This is a genomic window from Alcaligenes sp. Lyrl_28 (assembly GCF_051948705.1).
Classification (GTDB): Bacteria; Pseudomonadota; Gammaproteobacteria; order Burkholderiales; family Burkholderiaceae_B; genus Alcaligenes; species Alcaligenes ammonioxydans.
Map to the genome: position 1 here is coordinate 108,744 of NZ_JAYJLG010000006.1, position 15,472 is coordinate 124,215.

General features: G+C 56.4%; 18 protein-coding genes. 11 read left to right on the top strand and 7 right to left on the bottom strand.

Annotated features, from left to right (window positions below):
- Positions 1-9: 9 nt before the first annotated feature.
- From ruvX to VF694_RS14150, 3 genes are all read right to left on the bottom strand, one after another.
- Entirely contained in the window at positions 10-441 is a 432-nt protein-coding gene (ruvX, locus tag VF694_RS14140; protein ID WP_219235123.1) for a Holliday junction resolvase RuvX, read from the bottom strand.
- Positions 434-955 carry a YqgE/AlgH family protein gene (locus tag VF694_RS14145; protein WP_003801891.1) on the bottom strand — a complete coding sequence of 174 codons (522 nt, stop codon included), beginning with the start codon at positions 953-955 and terminating at the stop codon, positions 434-436. Before VF694_RS14145 ends, ruvX begins: the two co-directional genes overlap by 8 nt.
- A gap of 112 nt (positions 956-1,067) precedes the next feature.
- Entirely contained in the window at positions 1,068-1,232 is a 165-nt protein-coding gene (locus VF694_RS14150; RefSeq protein ID WP_003801892.1) for a rubredoxin, read from the bottom strand.
- A 140-nt stretch (positions 1,233-1,372) separates the two neighbouring features.
- On the opposite strand from VF694_RS14150, the gene VF694_RS14155 reads away from it, so the two are divergent.
- Genes VF694_RS14155 through hemL form a run of 3 tightly spaced genes read left to right on the top strand, consistent with a single transcriptional unit; the run spans position 1,373 to position 4,188 of the window.
- A complete protein-coding gene (locus tag VF694_RS14155) occupies positions 1,373-2,182 on the top strand; it encodes a bifunctional hydroxymethylpyrimidine kinase/phosphomethylpyrimidine kinase (RefSeq protein WP_440164726.1) in 810 nt (269 codons plus the stop codon).
- Positions 2,175-2,861, top strand: coding sequence for a thiamine phosphate synthase (gene thiE / locus VF694_RS14160; protein ID WP_440164727.1), 687 nt, complete (start codon positions 2,175-2,177; stop codon positions 2,859-2,861). The genes VF694_RS14155 and thiE overlap by 8 nt, the downstream gene beginning before the upstream one ends.
- A gap of 43 nt (positions 2,862-2,904) precedes the next feature.
- On the top strand, positions 2,905-4,188 hold the full coding sequence (gene hemL, locus VF694_RS14165) for a glutamate-1-semialdehyde 2,1-aminomutase (RefSeq protein WP_003801895.1): 1,284 nt from the start codon (positions 2,905-2,907) through the stop codon (positions 4,186-4,188).
- Between the two features lie 53 nt (positions 4,189-4,241).
- Here the strand turns inward: hemL and VF694_RS14170 are convergent, their stop codons facing one another.
- Positions 4,242-5,891 (bottom strand): AMP-binding protein, encoded by a 1,650-nt coding sequence (locus VF694_RS14170; RefSeq protein ID WP_059318250.1) that lies wholly within the window; start codon positions 5,889-5,891, stop codon positions 4,242-4,244.
- Between the two features lie 731 nt (positions 5,892-6,622).
- Here VF694_RS14170 and VF694_RS14175 point away from each other — a divergent pair.
- Positions 6,623-7,153, top strand: a complete 531-nt coding sequence (locus tag VF694_RS14175; RefSeq protein ID WP_003801897.1) for a MarR family winged helix-turn-helix transcriptional regulator — start codon at positions 6,623-6,625, stop codon at positions 7,151-7,153.
- Positions 7,154-7,246: 93 nt separating this feature from the next.
- The gene (argJ, locus tag VF694_RS14180; RefSeq protein WP_003801898.1) at positions 7,247-8,473 is read left to right on the top strand and encodes a bifunctional glutamate N-acetyltransferase/amino-acid acetyltransferase ArgJ; all 1,227 of its coding nucleotides are present in this window, start codon (positions 7,247-7,249) and stop codon (positions 8,471-8,473) included.
- 74 nt (positions 8,474-8,547) lie between these two features.
- Here argJ and VF694_RS14185 read toward each other — a convergent pair whose 3' ends face one another.
- Both VF694_RS14185 and VF694_RS14190 read right to left on the bottom strand, forming a co-directional pair.
- Positions 8,548-8,709, bottom strand: a complete 162-nt coding sequence (locus tag VF694_RS14185) for a DUF1328 domain-containing protein (RefSeq protein ID WP_003801899.1) — start codon at positions 8,707-8,709, stop codon at positions 8,548-8,550.
- Positions 8,710-8,812: 103 nt separating this feature from the next.
- The gene (locus tag VF694_RS14190; protein ID WP_003801900.1) at positions 8,813-9,016 is read right to left on the bottom strand and encodes a CsbD family protein; all 204 of its coding nucleotides are present in this window, start codon (positions 9,014-9,016) and stop codon (positions 8,813-8,815) included.
- Between the two features lie 395 nt (positions 9,017-9,411).
- On the opposite strand from VF694_RS14190, the gene rplU reads away from it, so the two are divergent.
- The 5 genes from rplU to VF694_RS14215 all read left to right on the top strand — a co-directional run bounded on the left by rplU (position 9,412) and on the right by VF694_RS14215 (position 14,081).
- Positions 9,412-9,723: a 50S ribosomal protein L21 gene (rplU, locus tag VF694_RS14195; protein ID WP_003801901.1), complete on the top strand. Its 312-nt coding sequence runs from the start codon at positions 9,412-9,414 to the stop codon at positions 9,721-9,723.
- A 50-nt stretch (positions 9,724-9,773) separates the two neighbouring features.
- A complete protein-coding gene (rpmA, locus tag VF694_RS14200; protein WP_003801903.1) occupies positions 9,774-10,034 on the top strand; it encodes a 50S ribosomal protein L27 in 261 nt (86 codons plus the stop codon).
- Positions 10,035-10,318: 284 nt separating this feature from the next.
- A complete protein-coding gene (gene obgE, locus VF694_RS14205) occupies positions 10,319-11,407 on the top strand; it encodes a GTPase ObgE (RefSeq protein WP_003801905.1) in 1,089 nt (362 codons plus the stop codon).
- Positions 11,408-11,540: 133 nt separating this feature from the next.
- Positions 11,541-12,698 carry a glutamate 5-kinase gene (proB, locus tag VF694_RS14210; RefSeq protein WP_003801907.1) on the top strand — a complete coding sequence of 386 codons (1,158 nt, stop codon included), beginning with the start codon at positions 11,541-11,543 and terminating at the stop codon, positions 12,696-12,698.
- A gap of 129 nt (positions 12,699-12,827) precedes the next feature.
- The gene (locus VF694_RS14215; protein ID WP_336580121.1) at positions 12,828-14,081 is read left to right on the top strand and encodes a D-amino acid dehydrogenase; all 1,254 of its coding nucleotides are present in this window, start codon (positions 12,828-12,830) and stop codon (positions 14,079-14,081) included.
- Positions 14,082-14,153: 72 nt separating this feature from the next.
- On the opposite strand, the gene VF694_RS14220 is transcribed toward VF694_RS14215, so the two are convergent.
- The gene (locus tag VF694_RS14220) at positions 14,154-14,930 is read right to left on the bottom strand and encodes a response regulator transcription factor (RefSeq protein ID WP_003801912.1); all 777 of its coding nucleotides are present in this window, start codon (positions 14,928-14,930) and stop codon (positions 14,154-14,156) included.
- Between the two features lie 112 nt (positions 14,931-15,042).
- Here VF694_RS14220 and VF694_RS14225 point away from each other — a divergent pair, with 112 nt between their 5' ends.
- The gene (locus VF694_RS14225) at positions 15,043-15,417 is read left to right on the top strand and encodes a helix-turn-helix domain-containing protein (RefSeq protein ID WP_003801914.1); all 375 of its coding nucleotides are present in this window, start codon (positions 15,043-15,045) and stop codon (positions 15,415-15,417) included.
- Positions 15,418-15,472 lie beyond the last annotated feature (55 nt).

Sequence of the window (15,472 nt, forward strand, 5' to 3'; positions counted from 1 at the left end):
GTAGAGAGCTCAAGCCGCAGGCAGGCTATCCAGATATCGCTGCAGGATCACGCACGCTGCCATGGCATCATCATCGTCATTATTGCCCAGCAATTCTTGAGCCTCCATGCTGGAGCCCCGCTCATCGACCAGGTCTACCGCAACGCCATAACGACCGTGCAACTGGTTGGCAAAACGTCGACACCGCAGCGAAGCATACTGTTCGCCACCGTCCAGGGTCAAAGGCAAGCCGACCACAACCCGATCGGGCTGCCATTCCTTGAGTAAAGCCTCAATAGCCGCAAAGCGCTGCTCCCGTGTAACGGGCCGCAAAATCGTATAAGGCCGGGCCTGACGCGTCAAGGTATTGCCCAATGCAACGCCAATTTTTTTCAGGCCATAGTCAAAAGCCAGCAAGGTCTGTGCCGAGCTGGCCGTTGATGGTGTGTCGTGTTCAGGCATGGCCTGCCGCACCTGTCAGAGTAAAAGGACTGATTCCCAACAGGGCCAGGGCGCGATCATACCGCTCCCCAACAGGCGTGGAAAACAAGATTTCATGAGTCGCCTTGATGCTCAGCCAGGCATTATCGGCCATCTCGCTTTCCAGCTGACCGGCGCCCCATCCGGCATAACCCAGGGTCACCAGCATGTGGACCGGTCCCTTTCCCTGTGCCACATCCTGCAAGACATCGCGGGATGTGGTCAGGGTCAGATCGCCCACCCCCAGGCTGGAGGTATAGGTTTTATCCGAGTCATGCAGCACAAAGCCGCGATCCGTCTGTACCGGCCCACCGAAGTACACCGAGGTTCCGGCCAGATCGGCGCGTTTATCCACATCAACCTCGATGCGTGACAACAGCTCAACCAGACTCAGATCTGTTGGTCGATTGATGACCAGGCCCAAAGCACCTTGTTCATTATGTTCACAGACATAAATCACCGTGTCGGCCAAGCTGCCCGATACCACACCGGGCATGGCAAGTAACAGGTGGTGCGTAAGATTAGCGCTTTCTTGGATTAGCGGGGACTGGCTAGTGGCACTCATACACACCTCCCGTCAAAACAAACCACCTTGGAACCTGAAATGATCACACCTGGATCATTTCGAAGTCTTCCTTACGAGCGCCGCATTCGGGACAGACCCAGTTTGGAGGGACATCTTCCCAACGTGTGCCCGGTGCAATGCCTTCTTCAGGCAAACCCGTTTCTTCATCATAAATCCAGCCGCAAATCAGGCACATCCACGTACGCATAGTATTCCTACTGTATTTGTAAACATAGTCCGATCCGCGTGCAAATCGGGGCAATCCATTAAAATGGGGTTCATATTACTAAATTACTCAACCCGTGACATCCAGAGCCTTGTCGGCCCTGCCGGTGTATCCAAGATAAGATGGCTGCTGAAATCAAAAATTCAAGTCCTGCCCTGGCGCTCGTGCTGGCCCCTTATGATCCCAGTGGCGGCGCCCATCTGCCGGCAGATGCCCTCACTGGTGCCCGTCTGGGCTGCCATATCGTCAGTGTGCCCACCGCCTTGCTGGTACGCGACAGCGCGCAGCAGGAAAACATCCAGACGCTGGCCGAGGACATCGCCGATGACCAGGCACGTTGCCTGCTGGAAGACATGAACATTCAGGCCATCAAGTGCGGCCCCGTTTACAGTCCTGAAATCGCCAGCATGGTTGCCGAACTGTGTTCCGACTACCCGGAGCTGCCTTTGGTCCTGCACCTGAGCGCCATGCCCACTGGCCTGGACGAGCTGGACGCGGACGACGCCCTGGACGCCAGTTTACGCCTGCTTTTACCACTGAGCTCCTTATTGTTGATCGACCACCCCAGCCTGGAGCGCTGGCAGGCCGACGAGCTGTTGGGCGACACGCCCGACGCCGTGGAAACCTTGCTGAACAATGGGGCCAATGCCGTGCTGGTGACGGGCGTACCGGGCACAGCCGGGCAATGGCACACCCATTTCCAGGGTCATCATGGCCGTCTGGATTACAGCATGCCGCTCGATGGTGGCGTGCGTCAGCAGGATATCGACAGTTTGCTGGCTACAGCCTGCCTGAGCTTTCTGGCCCAGGGTCATGAGCTGGATAACGCGGTAGAATCAGCCTTGTTGCACCTGCAGGAACGTGCCGGTGACACTTTTCAGCCCGGTATGGGCCACCGCCTGTTCAACCCTGTTGCTCCCCAAAATGACTGACGCCACCTCCCTGCGCTTTCCTGCCGGTCTTTACGGCATTACTCCCGAATGGGACGACACAGCCCGCCTGCTGAACGCAGTGCGCGCCGCTCACGAGGGTGGTTTGCAGGTCTTGCAGTTTCGCCGCAAAAACGGCCCGGTACCCATCCGCCAGCAACAACTCAAAGAGTTGGTCAAGCTGTGCCTGTCTTTGGATCTGCCGCTCTTGGTCAACGATCACTGGAGTTGGGCGCAAGAGTTTGATGTGCAAGGCGCGCACCTGGGCAAAAGCGATGGCGACCTGAGGCAGGCACGCCAGGCTCTGGGACCGCAAGCCCTGCTGGGACGCTCGTGCTACAACAGTCTGGACCTGGCGCGCCAGGCTCTGGCTGACGATGCAGACTACATTGCCTTTGGTGCCATGTATCCGTCCAGCGTCAAACCCGAAGCGCCCCCGGCAGAACTGGATACCTTGCGACAAGCACGACAGCTTTGCCAAGAACAAGAACACGAGGGACGGCGTGCCGCCATTGTGGCCATCGGCGGCATCACACCCGAGAAAATGCCCGAACTGCTGCAAGCAGGCGTCGATAGCGTTGCCGTTATCAGCAGCCTGTTTGAGACCAGCGATATACGCGCCACGGCGCAACGCTTTACCGACTACTTTCACGCCCAGGCCCCCTCGCGCTTTATGCGCTGATCTTTTGCCTGGCCCCGACCTTTTACCTCTGGATTTTTGCCTCATGTCCCGTAATTCCGAACTTTTTGAACGTGCCTGCAAAGTCATCCCCGGCGGCGTCAACTCGCCCGTCCGCGCCTTCGGTTCTGTGGGTGGCACACCTTGTTTTATCGAACGCGCCCAAGGCCCTTACATCTGGGATGCAGACGGCCAGCGATACACGGACTACGTGGGTTCCTGGGGCCCGGCCATTCTGGGCCACTCCGATCCGGACGTGATCAAAGCGGTACAGGACGCTGCCGTACACGGCCTGTCCTATGGGGCGCCCACCGAAGGCGAAGTGGTTCTGGCCGAAACGCTGACCAAGATGCTGCCATCCATCGAGCAGGTTCGTCTGGTCAGCTCGGGCACCGAGGCCACCATGAGCGCCATTCGTCTGGCCCGTGGCTTTACCGGCCGCAACACCATCATCAAATTCGAAGGCTGCTACCATGGCCACGCCGACAGCCTGCTGGTCAAAGCCGGCTCCGGCTTGCTGACCTTTGGCAACCCCACCTCCGCCGGCGTGCCGGCCGAGTTTGTCGGTCACACCCTGGTTCTGGACTACAACGATCTGGACGCCGTGCGCGATGCCTTCAAACAGAAAGGCGGCGAAATCGCCTGCGTTATCGTTGAACCCTTTGCCGGCAATATGAACTTGGTCCGCCCAGCCCCCGGTTTCCTGGAAGGCTTGCGCGAGCTGTGTACCGAGTATGGCGCCGTGCTGATTTTTGACGAGGTCATGACAGGCTTTCGCGTGGGCCCGCAAGGCGTACAAGGCCTGACCGGCATTCGTCCTGACCTGACCACACTGGCTAAAGTGATTGGTGGTGGCATGCCCGTAGGCGCTTTTGGTGGTCGCCGCGACATCATGCAATGCGTGGCTCCCGTCGGTGGCGTTTACCAGGCAGGCACCCTATCCGGTAACCCTGTTGCTGTCGCTGCGGGGCTGGCAACCTTGAAGAAACTGGCTCAACCCGGTTTCTATGACACCCTCACAGCCAACACAGCCAACCTGATCCAGGGCCTGAAGACCGCAGCACAAGAAGCAGGCGTTCCTTTTACGGCAGACCATCAGGGCGGCCTGTTCGGCATCTACTTCAGCGAAAACGTTCCTACGTCCCTGGCCGAGGTCTCGGCTGGCGACATCGAACGCTTCAAGCAGTTCTTCCACGCCATGCTGGACAAGGGGGTGTACTTTGCCCCCTCAGCCTTTGAAGCCGGTTTTGTGTCGGTGCAGCATACCGCCGATATTACCGACGCGACGGTGCAAGCCGCCCGTGAGGTCTTTGCCTCCTTCAAGAACTAGTACGCCGGATGCAAAAAAGCGGGCCTGAGCCCGCTTTTTTTTTCCTGAAAGAATCAATGCTGTGCCATTTGGCGCAGCACAAATCGCTGCAACTTCCCTGTCTCGGTCCGAGGCAAAGAAGTCACAAACTCAATCGCGCGTGGGTACTTGTAAGGCGCGGCATTCTCTTTCACAAAATCCTGCAGCTTCTTTTTCAAGTCATCGCTGGGCGTAAAGCCAGGCTTGAGCACGATGAAAGCCTGCACGATCTGGCCCCGTTCTTCATCCGCGGCGCCTACCACTCCACACTCTGCCACCGCCTCATGTTTGAGCAAGGTGCCCTCCACCTCCGGGCCGGCAATGTTGTAGCCCGAAGAAACAATCATGTCGTCGTTACGGGCCTGATAGTAAAGGTAGCCGTCCTCGTCCATCTTGAAGGTATCACCCGGGAAGTTCCAGCCGCCCTGGACAAACTGCTTCTGACGTTCGTCGTTCAAATACTTGCAACCGGTGGGGCCTTTGACCGCCAGACGTCCCACCGTGCCCACCGGCACCGGATTCAGATCATCATCCAGAATCGTGGCGACATACCCAGGCACCACCTGACCAATGGCACCGGGGCGCACTTTCTCGGGCGGGCTGGATACGTACACGTGAATCATCTCCGTGCCGCCTATGCCATCGGTCATCTCAATGCCGCTGGCCTGCTTCCAGAGCTGGCGGGTTGCATCGGGCAACGCTTCTCCTGCCGATACGGTGGCCCGCAAACTGGCCAGAGAATAACGATCCACCAAACCGGCCATCTGACGATAAAAAGTAGGCGCCGTAAAGCTCATGGTCACCTTAAAGCGGTCAATCATGCCCAGCAGGTCCGAAGGTGTCAGTCGCTCCAGCAAGACGGTAGAGGCCCCCACCCGCAGTGGAAAGCAAAGCAGACCACCCAGACCAAAGGTAAAAGCCAAAGGCGGAGTACCACACACCACGTCATCCGGTGTCAAACGCAATACATGGCGGGAAAAGGTATCGCACATCGCCAGCACATCACGATGAAAATGCATGCAGCCCTTGGGCTGACCGGTCGTGCCGCTGGTGAACGCAATCAGGCACACATCATCAGCCGCCGTATCGCACGCCGTGAAATCCTCAGGTTTGTCAGCCAACAAGGCCTCCAGACCCTGGGCGCTCTCATCGTTAAAGCACAGCAGTTGCTTCAGGACAGGGGTGTAGGAATCATGAGCGGCATCCATGCAATGCTCCAACTCCTGACGCAGACGCTCATCGCACAGAGCGGCATGAATCTGGGCCTTGTCCAAAATGGTCTTGAGCTCCACCGCACGCAGCAAAGGCATGGTGGGGACGGTAACCAGACCCGCCTTGATACTGGCCAGCCAGCAGGCCGCCATCATGGGGTTGTTGGGGCCGCGCAGCAATACCCGGTTGCCGGGCACCAGCTTCATGTCCTCAAGCAGAACATGCGCAATACGATTGGTCAGCACGTCCAGCTCTTTGTAGGTCAGACTGCGATTTTCCTCGCCCTGAGCCCACTGTATGGCCACGCGGTCACCATGCCCTGCTGCGACCTGCTCACCCAACAGCGCCACGGCGCAATTGAAACGCGCGGGGTAGTCCACATCCGGATTTCCCTCCAGCAACATGTCTGGCCACCACTCCATGGGGGGCAGATTGTCGCGTGCAAAGGTATCAAGGTGCGCTGAACGTTCCATCCTTATCTCCTGCGTAGATTACGCCCCACTCAGGCGTAGACCCTGCTGCATCAAAGGCATCGGCCAAAATTGGCAAGGTCTATATTGTTTAGTTCTAAAGGATATTAGCAAAAAAAACCTCTCGACATCAGCCATACCGACTACGGGTTATCCGCAGTAGCGCATCCTCACCCACTATTTAAACCCGTATCCTGACATCGCTCGAGCTCGCTTCGGGCGGCAACCCACGCATAGGAAAATAAATAATAAATTTCGGCTGGCCAAAAACCAATCCATGTACGCCGCACTTTTTTTCAATTAAGAAAAATTTACGGTAGACATTATTTTTGAAACAAAAAAAGTATCAAAAAAAACGGAAAACGGATTATTTTCGTCGGCTACCGTGATGCAAATGTCTTATACTTCAACTAAATAATCACTTGAATTTAGCCAGCTTATAGCCTTGGAGCCGCGTCAAAGCGTCTGCGTAACCGTATTCAAGGCGGTGATCATGAAAGTAAATAACAGACAGAAATTTGCATTTCATTACTCAATGCTTTGTCAACTGGACCTGCGCTTTCAATCAAGTTGATTAATTTAAGCTAAAAACGAATTTACTTTGATCTGTCGCAATGTCAAACTTCGAACCAGCCCCTAAGATACCTTCCAAGCTAACCCAGCTTGCTCATGGCTGCGGTCTGCGTCCTTCAAAGCTAAACATTTTGGACATGCACCATTAAGGCAAGCTATCTATGATCATGAACGATATCCCCGCTTCCGCCGTCGCCGATGCTGCTCCCGACTTGGAAAGCCGTGCCCACAGCGATGACCACTTCGACACCCGTCTGTGGTTACGCTTGATGGCCTGCACCAATCTGGTTGAAGGCGAAATTCGTAGTCGTCTGCGTACCGAACACGCCACTACCCTGCCCCGTTTTGACCTGATGGCTCAATTGCAGCGCCAGCCCGCGGGCATGAAAATGAGCGAACTGTCCCGCCACCTGATGGTCACCAACGGCAATATCACAGGCATTACGGATCAGCTGGAAAAAGAGGGTCTGGTCGAACGCATCAAGGTACTCACCGACCGCCGCAGCTCCCTGATCCGCCTGACGCCCAAAGGCAAGCGCCAGTTCAAAAAAATGGCAGCTTCCCACGAGCAATGGCTGCAGGAGATGTTTGCCAACCTGTCGGACAAGGCGCGCGTCAACCTGTTTGAAGCCTTGGGTGAACTCAAACTGATTACCCGCAACAACGTGGCGATGGCCTCTCGCGAGAACTGACACCCCCACGCGACCAAAGATATGCTCAGGCGGCTCAAAGCAAGTATCATTATTGCTTTGAGCCGCCTTTAACATTGTTTTTCGGATCGCGTCATGGCCGTCAATCTGTTCATCCCCTCTGAATCTGACATTCACCCCGTTGCCGGTGTCAAAATCGGCATTGCCGAAGCCGGTATTCGCAAGGCCAACCGACGCGACCTGACCGTGTTTGAACTGGCCCCTGGCACCAGCGTAGCCGGTGTCTTTACCACCAACCGTTTCCGCGCCGCTCCCGTTCAGGTGTGCGAAGCGCATCTGGCTACCCACGATGGCATACGCGCCCTGGTAATCAATACCGGCAATGCCAACGCCGGTACCGGTCAGGCAGGTCTGGAAAAAGCCCAGCAAACCTGCAAGGAAACAGCGCGTCTGTTAAATATTCTGCCTCAGCAGGTCCTGCCCTTTTCCACCGGCGTAATTCTGGAGCCGTTGCCCATGGATCGCCTGCTGGGTGCCCTGCCCGCAGCGGTCAGCGATCTGTCGGACAACAACTGGTTCAATGCTGCCCACAGCATCATGACCACCGACACCCAGCCCAAAATCGTGTCTCGCCAAATCCAGCTCTCGGGCAAAACGGTCACCCTGACGGGTATCAGCAAGGGTGCAGGCATGATTCGCCCCAATATGGCCACCATGCTGGGTTATCTGGCCACCGATGCAGGTATTGCTCCCGAATTGTTGCGCGATATGTGCCGTCTGGCGGCAGACCGCTCTTTCAACCGCATTACGGTTGATGGCGACACCTCCACCAACGACTCGTTCATCATCATGGCAACCGGCCAAAGCGGTGTCACAGTAGAGTCGATTGCAGACCCGAACTACAACACCTTGCTGGACGCCCTGGTGGACGCCTCGCGCGAACTGGCCCAGAAAATCGTGCGTGACGCCGAAGGCGCCACCAAGTTCATGACCATTCAGGTTGATGACGCCGGCTCCAGCGAAGAAGCACTGAAAGTGGCTTACGCCATTGCTCACTCGCCTCTGGTTAAAACCGCCTTCTTTGCCTCCGATCCGAACCTGGGCCGCATTCTGTGCGCCATTGGTTACGCAGGCATCACAGATCTGGACGTGAGCAAACTGCGTCTGTGGCTGGGGGATGTGCTGGTAGCGGTGGACGGCGGACGCAACCCCGAGTACCGCGAAGAAGACGGTCAGCGCGTCATGAAGGAAGCCGAAATTCTGGTTCGTGTCTCCCTGGGTCGCGGCCAACATAGCGAGACGGTCTACACCTGCGACTTCTCGCACGAGTACGTCACCATTAACGCCGATTACCGCTCCTGATAAAAAAACCGTCTTCCCCTGACGGGCGAAGACGGCTTGGTGTTTCAGACGGGCCCGCCTCAAGCGGGCCTGCTCTATTTCTTGGCCATGCCCTTGATAAGCGAGAGCACCGCCAGAATCAGGAACACGACAAACAGGATCTTGGCAATCGAAGCAGCACCAGCGGCAATACCTCCAAAACCCAGCACAGCCGCGACAATGGCAACAATAAAAAAGATTACGGCATAGTAAAGCATACGATTCTCCTCATCATCAGTACGTACAGGATCAACACTTTGTCTGGCAGGCCGTGACGGCTTCAATCATCAGGTTCCAGACAAAAAACCGGGCCCCGCCTCACTAGCGGTCGTACTTGTCATAGAAATCTTTTACTTCACGCTCCGCCTCTTCGCGGGTGCGGCCATAGCGCTCTTGGACCAGACCCGCCAATTGGGTGGCGTCGCCTTTCATCTTGGCCCAGTCGTCATCCGTAATTTCCCCCCAGACACTGCGGGCCTTGCCGGCCAGCTGTTTCCATTTGCCTTCGATCGTGTCCTTATTCATACGCTTCCCCTTATCAGGTTCGAAAAATAAATGACTTACGCTCTGTGAACGCAACGCCTCTACCCTAGCGGAAGCCTTCTGGCCCAAAGGCCACAGAATGAGGAAAAGTGTAAGCGTTTGGGGCAAGCGACAATTTTGCGTGAATCGGGGTCCCTGCCCTGCCTGCGCCGGTTCAGTGACAATCCGGCAGGGCCATCTCCCCCCTGACCGAGGAAAGGATTGGATGCAAAATACTGACAGGCGAAGGCCCAAACCATTGACAGTAAAGCCTTTTTATCCTATTATTTTTTGCTTGGCATTTTGCGTGTCAAGATTTTTTTATGTTAGAGGGCATGGCTTTGGCTGAAACTAGCCTTATCCACCATGCCTTTTTGACTCTCTTTAAGGGATTCCCTATGTACGCGGTTATAAAAACCGGCGGTAAGCAATATCGCATTACTGCTGGCCAAAAACTCAAAATAGAACAGATACCGGCAGACATTGGGCAAGAAATTTCGCTTGACCAGGTTCTGTCCGTCGGCGAAGGTGAAGCACTGCAAATTGGTGCTCCTTTCGTTGCTGGCGCTGTGGTCAAAGCTACTGTTCTTGCGCAAGGCCGTCACGACAAGATCAAGATTTTCAAAATGCGCCGTCGCAAGCACTACCGCAAAACGCAAGGCCATCGTCAAAACTACACCGAAATCCGCATCGAAGCGATCAACGCCTAAGTTGTTGCTGAAAGCGAATCTGGTATTTTCTTCATCTAGGAGCTAAAGAAATGGCACAGAAGAAAGGCGGCGGCTCTACGCGGAACGGCCGTGACTCACAGGCCAAACGTCTGGGCGTTAAAGTCTACGGCGGTCAGGTAATTTCGGCTGGCGGCATTATTGTTCGTCAGCGCGGCACTCAGTTTCACCCCGGCGTGAACGTGGGCATTGGCAAAGACCATACCCTGTTCTCTCTGGTTGATGGCAAAGTTAAATTTTCCATCACCGGTGCACTGAACAAGCGTACCGTTTCGGTCGTTGCTGCCGAATAAGCACTCGCTCACCGCGTAGTTGCCACGAAAAGCCCTGCCGCCTTAGGCAGGGCTTTTTTCATGTACGGCCATCGTGCCCCCCTGCCCTCGCGCCTATCCGACCTGGCCAGTCTCCCTACGGCCACAGCAAGAGATTAAAAACCGGTCACTCTCACCGCACATACCGGCAGATAAGCCAATCTCCTATACACTAAGCAATTGGGGTTTTTGTTTAAAATGGTCTGTTCCCAGACCAGCAGCCCATACGGTTCTGCGGCCCCTGGACCTATACAGAACTCATCACCATGAAATTCGTAGACGAAGCGACCATTGAAGTGGTCGCAGGCAAAGGTGGAAACGGCGCTGCCAGTTTCCGCCGAGAAAAATTTATTGAGAAAGGTGGCCCCAACGGCGGCGACGGTGGACGTGGCGGCAGCATTTACGCTGAGGCCGACCGTAACGTCAACACCTTGATCGACTACCGCTACGCCCGCCTGCACCGCGCTCGCAACGGCGAAAACGGCCGTGGGTCCGACCAGTATGGGGCGGGTGGCGAAGACATTACCCTGCGTGTGCCGGTAGGCACCATGATTTTCGACGCCGAAACCGGCGAGCAGCTGTTTGACATGAAGCGCCACGGCGAACGGGTCACGTTGGCCCAAGGCGGAGCCGGCGGTTTGGGCAACCTGCATTTCAAATCCAGCGTGAACCGTGCGCCGCGTCAATTTACCTATGGCAAGGAAGGCGAACACCGCAAGCTGCGCCTGGAGCTCAAGGTGTTGGCCGATGTGGGCCTGCTGGGTATGCCCAATGCTGGCAAATCCACCCTGATTACCCGTATCTCCAACGCCAAGCCACGCATTGCCGATTACCCGTTCACCACTCTGCACCCCAACCTGGGCGTGGTGCGCTCGTCCGAAGCCCACAGCTTTGTAGTGGCGGATATTCCTGGTCTGATCGAAGGTGCGTCTGAAGGAGCTGGCCTGGGCCACTTGTTCCTGCGCCATCTGACCCGCACCCGTATCCTGTTGCACCTGCTCGATGTCTCCAGTCTGGACCCGGACGAGGATATTGTGGCCAAAGTGGCGGCAGAAGCCCGAGCCATTGTGGAAGAACTGCGCCTGTACAGCGAAGAGCTCTACGCCAAGCCACGCTGGCTGGTTCTGAACAAGCTGGACATGGTGTCCGATCCAGAGGATCTGAAAGCCCGCCTGCTCAAAGAGCTCAATTGGGAAGGTCCTGTTTTCGGCATCTCGGCCTTGACCGGTGTGGGCACTCAGGATCTGGTTTACCAGCTGCAAACCTGGCTGGATCAGGAAAGCCGCAAGGAGCATATCGAACAAGATATTGCCGACGGTACGCATATTTACGACGAGAGGTTTGCTCCAGACTGATCGTGCCACACAGACCCAGGGTCTCACCCCTGGGACTGAACCCCAAAATGCCCGGAAGACGCGGTCCATTCAGCCGCCCTACTCCTGGCATTTTCTCTATTTACTCGCCAAGCGATAGATTTCTGAACTCCTCATGCAGCACTCTTCTCATTCTGAATCGGCCGTTGCGCAGTCGCGCCGACTGGTTATTAAAGTAGGTTCCTCCCTGGTCACCAACGAGGGCAAAGGGATTGACCTGGATGCCGTAGAGCAATGGGCGACCCAGATTGCTCAACTGCATGCCCAAGGCAAGCAACTGGTGCTGGTCTCCAGTGGCGCCATTGCCGAGGGCATGGCCCGTCTGGGATGGCCGCGTCGACCGAAGGCCATGAATGAGTTGCAGGCAGCGGCCGCGGTAGGCCAGATGGGTCTGATACAGGCTTATGAAGTGGCCTTTGCCCGCCACGGTGTGCGCACTGCCCAGATTCTGCTGACCCATGAGGATCTGGCAGACCGCCGCCGTTATCTGAATGCACGCAGCACCATCAACACCTTGCTGGACCTGGGCGTGGTCCCCATCGTGAACGAAAACGACACCGTGGTGACCGATGAAATCCGCGTGGGTGACAACGATACCCTGGGCGCGCTGGTCACCAACCTGATCGAAGCCGAGACCCTGATTATCCTGACCGACCAGGCCGGACTGTACAGCGCCGACCCTCGAAGCAACCCCGACGCACAATTCATCTCGCTGGGTCAGGCGGGTGACCCGACGCTGGAGGCGATGGCGGGCGGCTCGGGCAGCAATATCGGCACTGGCGGCATGATTACCAAGATTCTGGCTGCCAAGCGTGCCGCACAAAGCGGCGGCCACACCATCATTGCCTCGGGCCGTGAAAAGCAGGTGCTCTCGCGTCTGGCCCAAGGGGAGCGCATCGGTACGGAACTGCGTGCCACCCTGCCGGTACGCTCGGCCCGGCAGCGCTGGCTGGTCGACCAGTTGCGCGTGCGTGGCCGTGTATCGCTGGACGAAGGCGCGGTACGTGCGCTGGTAGACGGACACAAAAGTCTGCTGCCGGTAGGCGTCACCCATGTCGAGGGCGAATTTGACCGTGGCGATGTCGTCGCTTGCGTGGATAAGCATGGCGTGGAATATGCCCGCGGTCTGATCAACTACTCGTCGGACGATACCCGTCGCATCATGGGTCAGCCCAGTCACCTGATCAATGAGTTGCTGGGCAGCGAACACGATACGGAGCTGATCCACCGTAACAATATGGTGTTTCCGCGCAGCAGTCCGGATCAGGACTAAACCTTGACCCCTACCCTGCCCGCCTGTTGAAATAGACGGATAAAACGTATCGAATTGCGACAGCATGCGCGGTTATACCGCGCCCGATCGCAACACTTTCCCTCTCGGGCGATGCGCCCAAGGAACCGTATGAAGATCCTCGTGCTAGGTGCTGGCGTCGAAGGCGTAACCAGCGCTTATTATCTTGCCCGCCAAGGACACAGCGTCACGGTCATTGACCGCATGGCTGGGCCCGCTCTGGAAACCAGTTTTGCCAATGCCGGCCAACTTTCCTTTGGTTATGCCTGCCCTTGGGCTGCGCCAGGTATCCCACGCAAGGCGATCAAATGGATGTTCGACGAGCATCCTCCCCTGACCATCCGCCCCGATGGGACGCTCACCCAAATCAAATGGCTGCTGGCCATGTGGCGCAACTGCACGGCTGACCGCTACGCCATCAATAAAGAGCGCATGGTGCGCTTGGCCGAATACAGCCGCCATTGCATGGCTGAGCTACGCGCTCAGACCGATATTCAGTTTGAGCATCGGGCCCAAGGCACCTTGCAAGTGTTCCGTACACAACAACAATTGGATAACATCGCCGCCGATATCGAGGTGTTGAAAGAGGCCGGCGTACCTTATCAGTTGCTGTCGGCTTCCGAGCTGCACACCATTGAACCGGCGCTCCGTCACGTCGAGCACAAATTGAGCGGTGGTCTACGTTTCCCTGAGGACGAGACTGGCGACTGCCAGATGTTCACACGTCGATTGAGCGAACTGGCTGAACAGGAAGGGGTGGAGTTCCGTTGGAACCAGACGATTCAGCGCATTCACAGCAACGGCTCGGAAATCAGCGGTGTGCAAAGCTCCGATGGTTTACTGACTGCTGACGCCTATGTGGTGGCGCTGGGCTCCTGGTCGAGCGGTTTGATGAAAGACCTGCAAGCTATCCCGGTTTACCCCCTGAAAGGCTATTCGATTACCGCCACAATTGCAGACGCCTCCCGCGCCCCTCAATCCACCTTGCTGGACGAAAGCTACAAAATTGCTTTGACGCGCTTTGACAATCGCATTCGTGTGGGTGGCATGGCCGAGGTAGTGGGTTTTAACAAGCAGTTGAACCCACGGCGCGAACAGACCCTGCTGATGGTGTTGAACGATCTTTTCCCCGGCAGCTATCACAGCGACGCAGACCTGCATTTCTGGACGGGACTGCGACCCAAGACACCGGACAGCACCCCGATTGTGGGACGCAGCCGTTATCCCAACCTGTTCCTGAACACGGGCCACGGAACGCTGGGATGGACCTTGGCTACCGGCAGCGCGCAACTGCTGGCTGATCTGATCAGCAACAAGGAGCCTGCCATCCGCGCCGATGACCTGTCGGTGCAGCGCTACGCTTAAGCTGCGCTCCTCAATGCATAGTCAAAGGCTCTGAGCGGTATGACCGGCAGAGCCTTTTTCAGTGCCTTTTCTCTAGTCCCGTGCCCCATCGAGCAGTAACTGGCAGTTAGCGGCAAACATATACCCCCAGTTATGAAGTGACCGTATGGGCAGTGTCGTCCCGCCCTGGCTGAACTTGCGCCGCATGCGACTGACCAATACCCCCAAACGATTAATGTGCAGGGCACTGGGCGGATTACTGATCACATCTGTTTTGCTGGCCACAGCACACATCAGCTCGTAATGGCTGGCACGACGATCCTCCCGAGCCAGCAGGCAAACCATGAACGCGCGCTCGGTACTGGTCAGGCTAAACGACATGCCAACTGGCGAGATCAAGGTCCAGCCCTCTTGGTCCAATACCCACTCCTGGGTTGCCGATGGCTCTGGAATAGAGGGGATCTGCATCAGACGCCGTTGCAGACTGTGCAAACTGGCGGCCAACAACTCCAAGGAGGCTTGTTTGGGACAAAACTGATCCCCCCCGCTATGCAAGGCCTGCAACATGGCTGAGTCCGTTGCTTCGGACTGCATCAGGATTCCGATTTGCGGACATAACATCCGTAAACGCACAGCCGCCGAGCAGATTTCAGCCAAGCCGCCCCCCAACCAGGCAATGCATACCGTACCCGCATGGCGCGTCCGTGTCTGGGCTGACTGCAGCAAGGCCGTCACATCCGGACAGAAAATAAGTCGATAACCACGCTCAGCCAGTGCCTGAATTTTTTGCTCTAGTTCGATTCGATCAGCAATGGCAGTGGCCAGATACAGCACAACAGGACCGCCAGCAAGTTCATTTGCAACCGACATAGTTGATACCTTAACTATAATGACATCTGATGACTATGTCGGACAGTATAAATCACGACCGTGATTTTATCTAAACACCATCGTGTTCGGCTTTACATCAACAATCTGTTGTGTGAAACATTTCTCCGAACGCCTTCGCCATGCACGCCAACACCGCGGTCTTTCTCAGGCTGGTTTGGCACGTCTGTGCGGATTGAGCCAGAGCGCCATTTCCAATTACGAAAACGGTACTCGTCGAGATGCCCGTGAAATTCTGGATCTGGCCCGCGCGTTGAACGTCAGCGTTTTGTGGTTGCGAAAAGGCGTTGGCAAAATGGAGTTCACGGATGACACCTACCTGCTGTCCGAACCCTTGGATGGCCCTCCGATCGTTTCCTGGCCTTTTCGCCTGTTTTCGGTTGATGAAGTCGTGGCCTTGGCAGAGAGTGAACGAGATTTGCTCGATCGCACCATGCGGCATTTACTGGACGGCATGAAACCGCGTTAGCCCTTGCGCGAGTGGACGAACCTTTATCGTTCGTCGGTCTACCCTTTTTATCACA